Origin of the sequence: Lonsdalea quercina, assembly GCF_900107885.1 — a bacterium.
Classification (GTDB): Bacteria; Pseudomonadota; Gammaproteobacteria; order Enterobacterales; family Enterobacteriaceae; genus Lonsdalea; species Lonsdalea quercina.
Genome location: NZ_FNQS01000013.1, coordinates 57,184 through 70,440 on the forward strand (window position 1 = coordinate 57,184; position 13,257 = coordinate 70,440).

General features: G+C 59.6%; 14 protein-coding genes. 3 read left to right on the top strand and 11 right to left on the bottom strand.

Going from position 1 to position 13,257, the window contains the following annotated elements; genetic code table 11:
* Window positions 1-30: 30 nt before the first annotated feature.
* From BLU64_RS15315 to BLU64_RS15325, 3 genes are read right to left on the bottom strand one after another with little or no spacing between them, the layout of a single operon-like run.
* On the bottom strand, window positions 31-573 hold the full coding sequence (locus BLU64_RS15315; protein WP_026743253.1) for a 1,2-dihydroxy-3-keto-5-methylthiopentene dioxygenase: 543 nt from the start codon (window positions 571-573) through the stop codon (window positions 31-33).
* Window positions 570-1,259, bottom strand: a complete 690-nt coding sequence (gene mtnC / locus BLU64_RS15320) for an acireductone synthase (RefSeq protein ID WP_074729306.1) — start codon at window positions 1,257-1,259, stop codon at window positions 570-572. Before mtnC ends, BLU64_RS15315 begins: the two co-directional genes overlap by 4 nt.
* Window positions 1,256-1,870, bottom strand: coding sequence for a methylthioribulose 1-phosphate dehydratase (locus BLU64_RS15325; protein ID WP_026743255.1), 615 nt, complete (start codon window positions 1,868-1,870; stop codon window positions 1,256-1,258). The genes mtnC and BLU64_RS15325 overlap by 4 nt, the downstream gene beginning before the upstream one ends.
* Window positions 1,871-2,335: 465 nt before the next feature.
* Between BLU64_RS15325 and BLU64_RS15330 the strand changes: the two genes are divergently transcribed.
* Window positions 2,336-2,767 carry a hypothetical protein gene (locus BLU64_RS15330; RefSeq protein WP_139171522.1) on the top strand — a complete coding sequence of 144 codons (432 nt, stop codon included), beginning with the start codon at window positions 2,336-2,338 and terminating at the stop codon, window positions 2,765-2,767.
* 100 nt (window positions 2,768-2,867) lie between these two features.
* Here BLU64_RS15330 and BLU64_RS15335 read toward each other — a convergent pair whose 3' ends face one another.
* Entirely contained in the window at window positions 2,868-3,932 is a 1,065-nt protein-coding gene (locus BLU64_RS15335) for a glycoside hydrolase family 19 protein (RefSeq protein WP_175527822.1), read from the bottom strand.
* Between the two features lie 299 nt (window positions 3,933-4,231).
* On the opposite strand from BLU64_RS15335, the gene BLU64_RS15340 reads away from it, so the two are divergent.
* Entirely contained in the window at window positions 4,232-5,389 is a 1,158-nt protein-coding gene (locus BLU64_RS15340) for a pyridoxal phosphate-dependent aminotransferase (protein WP_074729307.1), read from the top strand.
* Complete coding sequence (locus BLU64_RS15345) at window positions 5,377-6,144, top strand: amidohydrolase (protein ID WP_074729309.1); 768 nt, start codon at window positions 5,377-5,379, stop codon at window positions 6,142-6,144. Before BLU64_RS15340 ends, BLU64_RS15345 begins: the two co-directional genes overlap by 13 nt.
* 261 nt (window positions 6,145-6,405) lie before the next feature.
* On the opposite strand, the gene hpxK is transcribed toward BLU64_RS15345, so the two are convergent.
* The 7 genes from hpxK to BLU64_RS15380 all read right to left on the bottom strand — a co-directional run bounded on the left by hpxK (window position 6,406) and on the right by BLU64_RS15380 (window position 13,175).
* Window positions 6,406-7,674, bottom strand: a complete 1,269-nt coding sequence (hpxK, locus tag BLU64_RS15350) for an allantoate amidohydrolase (RefSeq protein ID WP_026743259.1) — start codon at window positions 7,672-7,674, stop codon at window positions 6,406-6,408.
* Window positions 7,671-8,915 carry a pyridoxal-phosphate-dependent aminotransferase family protein gene (locus BLU64_RS15355; RefSeq protein WP_074729311.1) on the bottom strand — a complete coding sequence of 415 codons (1,245 nt, stop codon included), beginning with the start codon at window positions 8,913-8,915 and terminating at the stop codon, window positions 7,671-7,673. Before BLU64_RS15355 ends, hpxK begins: the two co-directional genes overlap by 4 nt.
* A gap of 81 nt (window positions 8,916-8,996) precedes the next feature.
* Window positions 8,997-9,740, bottom strand: a complete 744-nt coding sequence (locus BLU64_RS15360; RefSeq protein WP_026743261.1) for an amino acid ABC transporter ATP-binding protein — start codon at window positions 9,738-9,740, stop codon at window positions 8,997-8,999.
* Window positions 9,721-10,374, bottom strand: a complete 654-nt coding sequence (locus tag BLU64_RS15365; protein ID WP_327062231.1) for an amino acid ABC transporter permease — start codon at window positions 10,372-10,374, stop codon at window positions 9,721-9,723. Before BLU64_RS15365 ends, BLU64_RS15360 begins: the two co-directional genes overlap by 20 nt.
* The gene (locus BLU64_RS15370; RefSeq protein WP_026743263.1) at window positions 10,374-11,042 is read right to left on the bottom strand and encodes an amino acid ABC transporter permease; all 669 of its coding nucleotides are present in this window, start codon (window positions 11,040-11,042) and stop codon (window positions 10,374-10,376) included. The genes BLU64_RS15365 and BLU64_RS15370 overlap by 1 nt, the downstream gene beginning before the upstream one ends.
* Before the next feature lies 1 nt (window position 11,043).
* Window positions 11,044-11,835, bottom strand: a complete 792-nt coding sequence (locus BLU64_RS15375) for a transporter substrate-binding domain-containing protein (RefSeq protein WP_099049264.1) — start codon at window positions 11,833-11,835, stop codon at window positions 11,044-11,046.
* A gap of 500 nt (window positions 11,836-12,335) precedes the next feature.
* Window positions 12,336-13,175, bottom strand: a complete 840-nt coding sequence (locus BLU64_RS15380) for a MurR/RpiR family transcriptional regulator (protein WP_026743265.1) — start codon at window positions 13,173-13,175, stop codon at window positions 12,336-12,338.
* Between the last annotated feature and the right edge of the window lie 82 nt (window positions 13,176-13,257).

Consider the following 13,257-nt stretch of genomic DNA (forward strand, 5'->3'; position numbering starts at 1 on the left):
TCGGGTGGGGAGACGCTTGAAGTCAGTCAATCAGGCCAGCTTCGGATAGGCCGTGGCAATGTCGTCGCCGGTGAAGTGCGCGATCCACCCTTCCGGGTTGTCGAACAGCCGGATCGCCGTGAAGTTCGGTGACGATCCCATATCGAACCAGTGCGGCGTTCCCGCCGGTACGGACAGCAAATCGTTCTTCTCACACAGGATCTGGAAAATCTGCCCCTCGACATGCAGGCAGAACAGCCCTGCGCCCTCTACGAAGAAACGCACTTCATCTTCCCCGTGGGTATGCTCAGACAGAAACTTACCGCGCAACGCCTCCTTCTGCGGATTGTCGGCGCGCATGCTGATCACATCCCAACTCTGATAGCCTTTTTCCGCCACCAGCTTGTCGATTTCGTGCTGATAGGCCGCCAGCACTTCTTCCGCATCAGGCTCGGCGCTTAATGCACGGTCCGCCTGCCAGCGCTCGAAGCGAACGCCGATGGCGTTCAGACGCTGACGGATGGCCTCCGCGTCCCGGCTCTCCCAGACCGGCTGGGATGCGTCTTGATCGCTGAAAATAGTGAGTGCGCTCATAAGGAAATCTCCTGTACGTCGATGTGATCGAAGCGGCTCACCTGCGGGTGATCGCTGTGGGGGTCTGCCTCGGCGCGCACCAGCTGACAGGTCTGCCATCCGGCGCTTCGCGCCGCGTCCAGCTCCTGATGAATATCGGAGAGGAACAGGATCTCCGCCGCCGGCAACGCGATAGCGTCGGCGATATTCCGGTAGGACGTGACTTCACGCTTGGCGCCGACGCGCGTGTCGAAATACCCGCTGAACAGCGGCCGTAAATCGCCCACCTCGCTGTAGCCGAAGAGCAACTGCTGCGCCTCGACCGAGCCGGAAGAGTAGACATACAGCTTAATGCCCTGCTCTAACCACGCATGCAGCTGCGGCGTCACGTCGTCGTAAATATGGCCGTGAAAATCGCCCTGCTGATAGCCCGTGCGCCAGATAATGCCCTGTAATGCTTTCAGCGCCGTCGACTTGCGATCCTGATCCATAAATTGCGCCAATGCGTCCACCAGCTCAGTTTGGCTGGCTTTTGGCTGCCCTAATTCGATACGCAGCGCGTCCAGCGCCTCGGCGACATCCGGCCGTTCTTCCGCCTGAGCCACCACCTGCGCCAGTCGAGCGCGGGCATAGGGAAACAGCACGTTGTGGACAAAGCGAATGTCGCTGGTGGTGCCTTCAATATCAGTCACGATGGCCTTGATCATTGCGCCTCCAGCACACGTCGTTGCAGTTCGCACTGGAACAGAAACTCCAGCCCTTCGAGATGGCGGCGCGCCTCTTGTACGCTCTCCCCCCAACAGTAAAGGCCGTGGCCCCGCACCAGAAAACCATAGCGCAGCGGCGAAGACCGATGGCGAGCCGCGACACGTTCGGCCAGCGCAGGAATGTCCTGATCGTTATCGAAAATGGGGATGGTGACGCGGTCCAGATGCGAACGCTGGCCGGCCAGCGACTTCTGCATCTCGTAGCCTTCCAGCAACAGGGCGTCGTTTTTCTCCGCACGGGACAACACCGTGGCGTTTACCGAGTGCGTATGCAGCACGGCGCCGATGCGCGCGTCGAGACGATACAGCAGGGTGTGCAAACCGGTTTCCGCAGACGGCGTGCGGCCGCAGGGAACATGGTTGGTGGCAATGTCGACCTGCAAAAAGTCTTCAGGTTTCAGGTTGCCCTTGTCTTTGCCCGATGCCGTGATCAGGCTGCGCGCCCCATCAAGACGGACGGACATATTGCCGCCGGTGGCGGGACACCAGCCTTTTTCGCCGATCCAGTGGCAGGCCGCCAGCAGGTCGGCCAAATATACGTTATCGCTCATTGTCTATTCCCAGTGCAGGTGAATCCCCAAACGTTCCGACGCAACCGTCGGCGTTCAGTGTTGTTATTGCCGCTCAGTGAGCATGATTTTTTATAAAGATCAGAGAGAATACAGGTCAACGTGCCGGTCTCACCCTGCCCGCGACGACAACCTCTGACTCAAGCGCTGATGTAGGCTTTTAGCGCTGACGGCGAAGTGCCTGGCTCGCGCCGCACGCCTGACCGGCAGCGAGAAATCCGCGGGTTCGATGAGGAGGCGTTCGGCCGGTGTTGAGGTCCGCGCCCGACAGCGTCTACACTGGTACATCAGTGATGTGTCTGCCTCGCGGCCCTTCACGTTCACCGTGTCGGCCCTCTGACCGCTGCGCCTTCGCCTGATGACAGGCAGGACGTTAAAGCGAGAGATTACCCGGAGAAAACGGGGATCTCAAGAAGATCATCAGCCCTTCCCGCCAAGGAGAAAACCGTGAAAAGGATGGTTAAAATCCCTCTTTCTTTGTGCTGTTTTATCGTTTTCTGTCCGCCCGCTCAGTCCGCGCCGTCGCCTGACGACACGCTGCTGTTTTATTGTCCGACGGACAAGGGCGATCGCATCTCGCTGGAAAATCAGGCAGGGAAATTGGTATTAATCCTCAACGGGGAAAGCCATGTTGCGGATGAAACCGTGCAGGAAATTAGCCAAACCTATCGTCGAAACATCGAAAGATCGCCCGAATACAATGTGGTCAGCTTCCATATCAACGGTGTCGAATACAGCATGGGTTCGTTCAAGAATCTCGCGACTCAAGCTGAACCTGCCGGTCAGTTTTTCTCTTACTCTTCCGATAAAAATCGAATGCCCGACCAACTCTGCTCGTTTGGTGAAGACATCAATAATCTCTCCAGGCTGGCGAAATAACCCGTCGCGCTTCCTGACAACATCGCAGACGTCACGGTATTCGCCTGTTGCGTTCGGAAGAGCCGGGCATAAAAAAAGGGGCTGAATCAGCCCCTGCCTGTTAACTCAAATTATCTATTCGCGTTTGAATCGCGCTGACCTTGGTGGCGTCCTTCGCGGCCTGGTATAACGCCAACGCCCTTTTATAAGCCACCAGCGCTTCGGCCTTGTCTTTACGCGTTCCCTGTTCCTTACTCAGAGGATCGTGATAACGCGCCCAGCTGTACGCATACACCTTGTTGTTATAAATGCCGCTCTCCTCGAAAGTGAATCCGTTCGACTTTCTTAATTGGTTGAGATGCGCACACTTCAGCACTTCAGTGGCCTTATCGAAATAGCGCAAGCGGTCGTCATAACCATTGAAACCGCCGTTGATTCGAGCCGTGATCATATTGAAATCATCTTTTTTGGCGTAACTATTCAGATTCTGGTTGCCATAATCCATATAAAACCAAAAAGCCGATTGCACACAGTGCGGATAGACGGTCAGTTTATTCCGGTTGTCTTCATTAGAATAAACATCCTCCCCCACGGCGCTGCCGTAAGCGCGATAGTTCTTTTCAAAGGTCAATTGAATCAGTCCGCGTCCGTACCACGGCGCATAACTTTTTTGGCTCCCGTTAATCTCCGAGGTGTACACCAACCCAAGGCTTTCGTGGCAACACTGTGCGAGAAAATGCGCTTTCTCCCTGCATGTCGTCATCCCATATTTGGCGAAGCCATCATTGAAGGCCTTCAGGTAGGTCATCAGTTTGTCTTCATCGGCCTTTGGCGCGATTTTACGCAGCTCGCCCAGCGTAATATCACGACCGCAGGCGCAGGTGGTCGGTTCCGTCGTCGAGGTTCCATACCCCTGCGCCGTCATCGGCAACACGGACTGGAGAAAATTGCGCGGAAGAGTCGCGGCCAGCATCGCGCGCAGACCCGCCTGTAGCGCTGAAGATAAATCGTTGACGGCCCGACAGGACGTCGAATCAAAAGGGAGAGGGAGATGAGCCAATAAATATTCGGGTAATCGTTTCACCCTGAAAATGGCCGGTCCATACGGCACCAATGGGCCAGATAACACGTCGAGATTTCGAATGGATTGACGCTTGCCAAAATCGATCGTATCTACATTCTTCATTACGGTATTCATAAACAAATATGTCCTTATGTGGTTTAACTTCCAAATAGCCAGCGTTCGCACTGGCGTTCCTGTTCCTCAGGATTGTTTATGCCTGGTTGCTGCCCTCCTTTATCGCTCACTAGTTTAAAAACGATTTCAAACAGTATTAGCGCCACATATCAATACGATAAGTCTGCTTTGCTGTTTTCAAGCGGCAATTTGTTTAGCCATATAGACGTTCAAGCGTCTTGATTGCCAATTGTTGACAGCGTGATATATTGGCTAGCTATACAAGTTTGCAGGAGTTGTTTTCAGTCATGAGCGCGGCGCTAATCCCCCAAAGTAAACTTCCTTCCCTCGGCACGACGATCTTCAGTCAGATGAGCGCGCTGGCGCAGAAACATCAGGCGATCAATCTGTCGCAGGGCTTTCCTGATTTCGATGGTCCCTCCTATCTGCAAGAACGTCTGGCCTTTCACGTCAGTCAGGGAGCCAATCAATACGCGCCGATGACCGGCGTCGCGCCGCTGAGACAGGCCATCGCTGAAAAAACCGGGCAGCTGTATGGCTGGGAACCGGATGTCGATCATGAAATCACGGTCACGGCTGGCGCGACGGAAGCCCTGTTCGCCGCCATTAGCGCGCTGGTGCGCCAGGGCGACGAGGTGATTTGCTTCGACCCCAGCTATGACTGCTATGCGCCAGCCATCGAATTGGCCGGCGGCGTGGTGAAGCGTCTGGCGCTACAGCCGCCCGCCTTCCAGGTGGACTGGGCGAAGTTCGCCGAACTGCTGAGCGATAGAACCCGTCTGGTGATCCTCAATACGCCGCACAACCCATCCGCCACCGTCTGGCAAACGTCGGATTTTAATGCCCTTTGGCAGGCGATTGCAGAACGCGAAATTTACGTGCTGAGCGATGAAGTGTACGAGCATATCTGCTTCGACCCGCAAGGCCATGCCAGCGTCCTGGCGCATCCCGAGCTTCGTCAGCGGGCGGTCGCCGTCTCGTCCTTCGGCAAAACGTTTCATATGACCGGCTGGAAAGTAGGTTACTGCGTGGCGCCCGCGCCTATCAGCGCCGAACTGCGCAAAATCCACCAGTACCTGACGTTCGCCGTCAACACGCCCGCACAGCTGGCGATTGCCGATATGCTGCGGGAACATCCGGAACACTGGCGCGAACTGCCTGACTTTTACCAAGCGCGGCGAGACCGCTTCGTCAAAGCCCTGTCCGCCAGCCGCTTCGAACTGCTGCCGTGTCAGGGCACCTACTTCCTGCTGGCGGACTACAAAGCGATTTCGACGCAGGATGACGTGAGTTTCTGCCGCTGGATGACCGAACACGTCGGCGTCGCCGCCATTCCGCTGTCGGTTTTCTGCGCAGACCCTTTCCCCCATACTTTGATTCGGTTATGTTTTGCTAAACAGGAATCCACGTTGGATGCCGCTGCGGAGCGCCTATGTCGACTTTGAAAATCACCCTATTGCAGCAACCCCTGGCATGGATGGATGGCCCAGCCAACCTGAGTCACTTCGACGCGTTGCTGGAGAACATCACGGGGCGCGATCTGATTCTGCTGCCGGAAATGTTCACCACCGGATTCGCGATGGAAGCCGCCGAACACAGTCTGGAACAGTCGGTGGTGGAAGCATGGCTTTGCCAGTGGGCGCAGCGCGCTAACGCGCTCATCGGGGGCAGCGTGGCGGTGCAAACGCCGAAAGGCGCGGCGAACCGTTTTCTGTTCGCCGATCCGCACGGCGCGCTGTATCGCTACGACAAGCGGCATCTGTTCCGCATGGCGGACGAACATCAGTTTTATCAGGCGGGGGAGAAAAAGCTGGTGGTGGAGTGGCGCGGTTGGCGCATTATGCCGCTGATCTGCTACGACCTGCGCTTCCCAGTCTGGGCGCGCAACCAGCAAGATTACGACCTGTTGCTGTACGTCGCTAACTGGCCGACGCCGCGCGCGCATCACTGGAAGACGCTGCTCACGGCCCGTGCGATTGAAAATCAGAGCTATGTGGCGGGCTGCAACCGCGTCGGCACCGATGCCAACGGCCACCGTTATCAGGGTGACAGCGTGATCCTCGACCCGCGGGGTCAGACGCTGGCCAGCGCCCCGGAAAATCAGCCCGCGCGTCTGGATGCGGAGCTGTCGCTGGAAGCGTTACAGGCCTATCGGGAAGCTTTCCCGGCCTGGCGCGACGCGGACAAGTTCGACCTGTAGCACGCGCCTCTCGCCTTGTTCCCGACAAAGTGAGTCAGCGCTAACTTTTCGGCTATCAGGCGTGGCGTCGAATGCGCCATGCTCTTTCGTCCATAAAGAGACGGTGGGATAGACGGTGTGGCGCGAGCCGCCATTCACGAAAACCTCACGCGCCACAATCAGAACCGATTTACACCTTATCGTTCCAGCGACGGTGATACAGCCTGCCCTATTTCGCCCCCTTTGTCGCAACCGCACGGGCGCGCCCGAGATTCTCCACACTCACCTCAGACCGTTGCGTGCGACGCTTTGCACCGTCAGCAGCAACGCCTGCACCGCCTGCGCCACGTCGTTAGTCAGCACTGACTCATCGGGATGATGGCTAATGCCGCCGCGACAGCGCACGAACAGCATCCCTACCGGCCAACGTTCGGCGATGGCTATCGCGTCATGCCCCGCGCCGCTCGGCAGCGACAGGCCCGTTCCCTGCACCGTCGTCACGGCGTCGGACAACATCGCCTGCAGCCTGGCGTCGCAGCGCGTGGCGGGAATCCGATAATACTCCTCCGCGCTGAAGTGACATCCGCGCCGCGCCGCTGTCTCCTCCGCCGCATGCAGCAACTGGCTTAGCAAGGCCTCCAGCGCCGCGTCTTCCGGTCCGCGGATATCCAGCGTCAGCCTGACTTCGCCGGGGATAACGTTGGCCGCCCCCGGCAAACACTGCAACGCTCCCACGGTCGCGACCCGATGCGGATCGCCCGATTGCGTCAGCGCTTCCATCTGCGTCATCCAGGACGCCGCCGCCGCCAGCGCATCCTGTCGCTGGCCCATCGGCACCGTGCCCGCGTGGCCGGCGTGGCCCAAAAAAGCGCAGTTCAACCGCCGTGCGCCGTTGATCGCCGTCACCACGCCCAGCGCCAGCCCGGCCTGCTCCAGACACGGCCCCTGTTCGATATGCAGTTCCAGATAGGCCAGAATCTCGCTCGGCGCGCGCGCCGCCTCCCCGATGGCGTCGCTAGACAATTTGGCCTGCGTCAGCGCCTGCGCCACGGAAACGCCGTCGGCATCCCGGCACGCCAGCCACTCCGCCGGCCAGGTGCCGGTCAGTCCGCGGCTGCCCAGCAGGGTGATGCCGAACCGCGTGCCCTCCTCATCGCCGAAACCCACGATCTCCAGCGCCACCGGCAGCCGAATGTGACGCTGATGCAGGTAGCGGACGGTTTCCAGCGCGCAAAGTACGCCCAACATGCCGTCGTAACGACCGGCGTTACGCACCGTGTCCAGATGCGAACCGAGTAGCAGCGCCGGGGCATGGGCCGTTTCGCCCTCATAGCGGCCGCAGATATTGCCCACGCTGTCCTGCCAGACGCGCATCCCCGCCGCACGCATCCACTCGCCGACCACCTGATTGGCGCGCAGATGTTCTTGTGACAGGTAGACCCGCGTCAGTTGGCCTGCGCTTTCGGAAATCTGCGCCAGCGCATCGCAGCGATCCATGACCTGCCGCGCGGCGTCGAGCGCCTCGGCAGCCGTCATCGCCACGTTGCTCATGCCGATGCCTGCTGACTGGCGTAGACATCCCACGCGGCCTGCAACGCCGCGCCCTGCACCGAGCGGAAGCCCAGCCGATTCAGTACGGCTTCCAACGCGGTCAGCGTCTGCATGACGCAGTCTTTGCGCGCGTTGTAGCCCATCGTGCCGATCCGCCAGATCTTGCCCTGCAACGGGCCGAAAGAGGTGCCGATCTCGATGGCGAAATCGTCCAGCAGCAGCTTACGTACGGCTTCCCCGTGGATCCCCTCGGGGATCGTCACGCCTAAAACGTTGTTCATGCGATGCGCCGGATCGCCATAAGCCTGTAGGCCCATACCTTCGATCCCGGCCAACAGCGCCTGCCCGTGCAACGCATGGCGGGCGATGCAGGCGTCCAGCCCCTCTTCCAGAATAATGCGGGCGCACTCGCGGGCGGCGAACAGCATACTGGTCGCTTCGGTGTGGTGGTTTAGCCGCTCCGGTCCCCAGTAGTCCATGATCATGCCCAGATCGAAGTAGTTGGAATACACCCTCTCCTCGTCGCCATCCTGATGATCGTCGGTGCGGATCCCCTGCTCCACGCATTGGCGCCGGCGGATCGTCGCAGCCATCCGTTCGCTGATCGTCACCGGCGAACTGCCGGACGGCCCGCCAAGGCACTTCTGCAAACCGGCGGATACGGCATCCAGCCCCCAGGCATCGGTTTCCAGCGGGTTCCCGCCAAAGGACGCGGTGGCGTCGGTGTACAACAGCGCGCCGTGACGGCGGCAGATGTCGCCAAGCTGGTCCAGCGGTTGCAGCATCGTCGTCGACGTGTCGCCCTGAACAGTCAGCAGCAGACGCGGTTTGACGCGTTTCACGGCGTCCTCAATGCGGTCGGGCGTAAAGACTTCGCCCCACGGCGCTTCAATCGTATGCACCTCGGCGCGGCAGCGACGGGCAATCTCACACAACAAATGGCCGAAGCGGCCAAAAACCGGCACCAGCACCCGATCGCCGGGACGGATGGCCGAAACCAGCACGGCTTCGATGCCCGATCGCGAGGTGCCGTCCACCAGCATCGTCCAACGGTTTTCGGTACGAAACAGCTGGCGATACAGCGCCATGACCTGATTCATGTAGCCGGTCATCACCGGGTCGTACTGGCCAATCAACTGACTGGACATCGCCCGGAGAACGCGCGGATCGGCGTTAATGGGACCTGGCCCCATCAGCAGACGATGAGGCGGATTAATTTGAGCGAACAGTTCGCTTTGCATAGTGGTGAACTCCTGATGTCCTTAATTCATGGTGTGCGTAGCCGCGCCGGACGCAGAAAGGCGTACCGGTTGCGCCGCGTGTCAGGCTTCGGTCAGCCCGCGCACGGAGGCGATAAACTGTTTCAGTTCCGGGGTCTGCGGCTGGGCGAACAGGCGGCTCCCTTCGCCCTGCTCCCACACGGTGCCCTGATGCATAAACACCACGCGGTCGCCGACCTCGCGGGCAAAATTCATTTCGTGGGTGACCAGAATCAGCGTCATGCCCTCCGCCGCCAGCTGTTCCAGCACTTTGAGCACCTCACCCACCAGCTCCGGATCCAGCGCCGAGGTGATTTCGTCGCACAACAGCACCTTCGGATTCATCGCCAATGCGCGGGCGATAGCCACACGCTGCTGCTGTCCGCCGGAGAGATTGGCGGGATAGTAGTCCCGCCGTTCGCCCAGCCCGACTTTGTCCAGCATCTGTTCGCCGAGACGGCGACACTCCGTCGCGCTTTTGCCCAGCACCAACCGGGGCGCCAGCATCACGTTTTCCAGCGCGGTCATATGCGGGAACAAATTGAAATTTTGGAAGATCATCCCGACGGAACGGCTGATTTCACGCGCCTGAGACTCCCGGTCGGTGATGGTGATTCCGCCCAGCTTGATGCTACCTTCCTGATAGCCTTCCAGTCCGTTGATGCAACGCAGCAGCGTACTTTTACCCGAACCGCTGCGTCCGATGATGGAGATCACCTCGCCCATCTCGACGTCCAGGTCCACGCCCTTTAACACGTGGTTTTGACCGTAAAACTTATGCACCTGATTAAGGGTGATGAGCGGCATTGAATTTCTTCTCCAAATAGCGGCTGTAGTAAGACAGCGGATAACACAGCAGGAAGTAGCCGAGCGCCACCAGCCCGAACACCTTGAAAGGCTGATAGGTGACATTGTTCAGCATGGTTCCGGCCTTGGTCAGTTCGACGAAGCCGATGATGGACGCCAGCGCCGTGCCTTTGATCACCTGCACGGAGAAGCCCACCGTCGGGGCGATGGCGATGCGCATCGCCTGCGGCGCGACGACTCGGCTCAAGGTCTGCCAGAAGCTCAGCCCCAGACAGCGCGAGGCTTCCCACTGACCGCGCGGCAGCGCCAGTACGCTGCCGTGCCAGATATCCACCAGAAACGCGCTGGTGAAGAGCGTCAGCGCCAGCGCGGCGGCCACCCACGGACTGACGTCGATGCCGAACAGGCCCAGACCAAAGAAGGCGAGGAACAGCTGCATCAGCAGCGGCGTGCCCTGAAACAGGTTGGCGTAAGCGCGGGTCAGGCGCAGCGGCCAGGGACGGCGGGTCAAACGCAGCAGCAGCAAAGGCAGCGTCACCAGCGCGCCGCCGAAGAACGCGGTCAGCGACAGCAGCACCGTCCAGCGTCCCGCCAGCAGCAGGTTGCGTACGATATCCCAGTCGGTAAAGTTCATCATGCGCCCTGCGTTCCCAGAAAACGTCGCCCCAACATCATCAGCAGTTGGCGCATGAGCAGCGACAACGCCAGATACAGAAGCGTGGTGACCAGATACACCTCAAAGCTCAGGAAGGTGCGCGATTGGATCAGATTGGCGGCGAAGGTCAGCTCTTCGTACGACACCTGCGACACCACCGAGGAGCCGAGCATCACGATGATGCACTGGCTGACCAGCGCCGGATAAATTCGCTGTAGCGCCGGCGGCAGGATCACCCGCAGAAACGTCTGCGTACGCGTCAGCCCCAGCACCCGGCAGGCCTCCCATTGGCCTTTCGGCGTCACCTGAATGCCCGCGCGGATGATCTCGGTGCTGTAGGCCCCGAGGTTCACCAGCATGGCGATCAGCGCCGCCTCCCCCGCGGTCAACTTCAGCCCCAGACTCGGCAGTCCGAACACGATAAAGAACAGCTGCACGACGAAGGGGGTGTTGCGTATAACCTCCACGTAAACGCCCCACAATCCGCTCAACACGTTCGGCTTTCCGCTGCGCAGCGCGGCGCCGCCGATGCCGATGGCAATGCCGCCGACCGTGGCCAGCACCGTCAGTTGCAGGGTGACCCACAGACCGGCCAGCATCTCAGGCCAGTAAGGCCACAGCGCCGCGAAATCAAGCTGATAGGTCATGTCACGCGCCCAGATTGGCGGGTAGCGGCGCCTTGAGCCACTTCTGCGACAGGCCGTTCAGCGTGTTGTCCTGCACCGCCTTGTCGATCAGCGCATCGACCTTCGCCTTCAGAGCGGGCTCGTCTTTTTTCAGGCCGATAAAGCACGGCGAATCCTTCAGCATGAATTTCGCCACCGGCGCTTTCGTGGGGTTCTGGGCGGCGATGGCCGCGACCACCAGGTTGCCGGTCGCGATGTACTGCACCTGTCCGGACAAGTAGGCGGACAGCGTCGTGTTGTTGTCCTCATAGCGCTTCAACTGCGCCTCTTTCGGCGCGATGTCGGTCAGAACCATATCCTCTACCGCGCCGCGGGTGACGCCCACGCTTTTGCCCGCCAGCGCTTGAGGATTGGCGAGATCGCCGTCTTTCGGTCCGAACACGCCCAGGAAGAACGGCGCGTAGGCGCGGCTAAAGTCGATCACCTTTTCGCGCTCGGCGTTTTTACCCAGGCTGGAGATCACCAGATCCACCTTGTTGGTTTGCAGGTAAGGCACCCGGTTGGCGCTGGTGACGGGCACCAGCTGCAACTTTAGTTTCATCTCACTCGCCAGATAACGGGCCATGTCGATATCGTAGCCCTGCGGCTGCAGGTCCGTGCCGACCGAGCCGAACGGCGGGAAGTCCTGCGGCACGGCGACGCGCAGTACGCCGCGCTTTTCAATGTCTTGCAGCTGATCTGCCAGAGCATGCCCAGACTGTACAAAAAACAGCGCCGCGCTGACCACGGCCAAGAAACCTTTTCTGATATCCATCGCTCTGCTCCTGGTTCGCCAATGTGAAACAAAAGATTCTCAATAAACAATGATGAAACTATCGTTACAAACTAGTGAGCAAGATATATGCCAATAATGAGGTTGTCGGCGGGGTGAGATGAACAGCAAAAAAAAGCGCAGGCCTTCCTGTAGATAAGCTTTCTGTCAGAGTGAGCGGGAAGTAGCATTGCGGGGACGGCGAAGAAAAGACGACGACGCTCGCCCTGAAATAACGCACCATAAAAGAGCAATGGCACTCTTCTGGTGCTGAAAACCGGCTTATCGCTGAGCGCTATCGACACGTCCTTTGGCATGACGGCATGGCCGCCATCATGGGTTATTCAACGCATCACCGAAGTTCCAGGGCATTGACGTCAGGGGACGTTATGGCGATAGGCATGCGGAATGACGCCTGTGGACCGAGTACCTGACATTTCGACGTAGGTTGCCCATGATGTCGAGCCAGTCATGCGGCGCTCACACGCCGGGCGAAACTCCGCCTAACGCTGCTCCAGCTCATCCAGCTGTTGGTACAGATCGGCAATGTGGTGGATGCGCTGACGCCCGTCCTGCAACATTTCATGCAGCAACGCGTTGCTCAGCAGGTTGACCAGCCCCATCGCAGAGGCGTAGCTGTCGAAGGCGGAGACGCTGTCCAGCGGCGCGCTCAGCGTCCAGGTCGCCAGCGGTTGCAGAGTGTGGGCCTGCGGCTCGCACAGCAACAGCACCGGGACCTGTTTCTCCTTCAGTTGGGCGAGCAGAGACGGGATCAGTCGAGGACGACGGCGAAACGCGGCTACGATCACGACATCCTGCGGATTCAGGTCGGCCAGCTCTTCCGCCAACGTCTGCCCCGGCTGCGCCAAAAGGCAGACCTGCGGCCGCACCTGCAATAGCTGCTGGCGCAGATGCAGCGCCACCGGATAACTGTTGCGCAGCCCAATCAGGCAGACGCGCCGGGCCTGCCGTAGCGCGGCGATCACCGCGCCGAACTGCACCGGGTCGATCTGATTGACCCACTGGGTCAGATTCGCCATCTCCTGCTTATAGTGTCGCGCCAGCAGCGTATTGCCCTGCACCGCGTCGCGGTTGTCGGCCAGCGGCATGCCGCTTTGACGCAGCGTGCGCAGCTCGTCGCGCATTTCCCGGTAGCTGGGATAGCCGAGACGGCGGAACAACCGGCTGACGGTCGCTTTGGAGACGCCGCACAGTCGCGACAGCTCCGCGCTGTTGTAGCTGATCAGGTCGTTGAGGTGATCGAAAATAAACTCCGCGACTCGCCGCTCCTGGGGGGAGAGCGCATTAAAGTGGCTGCGTAGCCGTTCATCAATCTGCTTCATGCCTGCCTCTGTAACTTTCGTTTCATCCCTTCACGGTATCGCTGCACCTTAGCACACCTCTCGTCGGGGACAGTAAGAGGAA

Coding starts and splice junctions, on each gene's coding strand:
- BLU64_RS15345 (WP_074729309.1), top strand. CDS start 5,377: ATGTCGACTTTGAAAATCACCCTATTGCAGCAACCCCTGGCATGGATG.
- BLU64_RS15375 (WP_099049264.1), bottom strand. CDS start 11,835: ATGGATATCAGAAAAGGTTTCTTGGCCGTGGTCAGCGCGGCGCTGTTT.
- BLU64_RS15360 (WP_026743261.1), bottom strand. CDS start 9,740: ATGCCGCTCATCACCCTTAATCAGGTGCATAAGTTTTACGGTCAAAAC.
- BLU64_RS15365 (WP_327062231.1), bottom strand. CDS start 10,374: ATGAACTTTACCGACTGGGATATCGTACGCAACCTGCTGCTGGCGGGA.
- BLU64_RS15355 (WP_074729311.1), bottom strand. CDS start 8,915: ATGCAAAGCGAACTGTTCGCTCAAATTAATCCGCCTCATCGTCTGCTG.
- BLU64_RS15340 (WP_074729307.1), top strand. CDS start 4,232: ATGAGCGCGGCGCTAATCCCCCAAAGTAAACTTCCTTCCCTCGGCACG.
- BLU64_RS15380 (WP_026743265.1), bottom strand. CDS start 13,175: ATGAAGCAGATTGATGAACGGCTACGCAGCCACTTTAATGCGCTCTCC.
- BLU64_RS15335 (WP_175527822.1), bottom strand. CDS start 3,932: ATGAAGAATGTAGATACGATCGATTTTGGCAAGCGTCAATCCATTCGA.
- hpxK (WP_026743259.1), bottom strand. CDS start 7,674: ATGAGCAACGTGGCGATGACGGCTGCCGAGGCGCTCGACGCCGCGCGG.
- BLU64_RS15325 (WP_026743255.1), bottom strand. CDS start 1,870: ATGAGCGATAACGTATATTTGGCCGACCTGCTGGCGGCCTGCCACTGG.
- mtnC (WP_074729306.1), bottom strand. CDS start 1,259: ATGATCAAGGCCATCGTGACTGATATTGAAGGCACCACCAGCGACATT.
- BLU64_RS15315 (WP_026743253.1), bottom strand. CDS start 573: ATGAGCGCACTCACTATTTTCAGCGATCAAGACGCATCCCAGCCGGTC.
- BLU64_RS15370 (WP_026743263.1), bottom strand. CDS start 11,042: ATGACCTATCAGCTTGATTTCGCGGCGCTGTGGCCTTACTGGCCTGAG.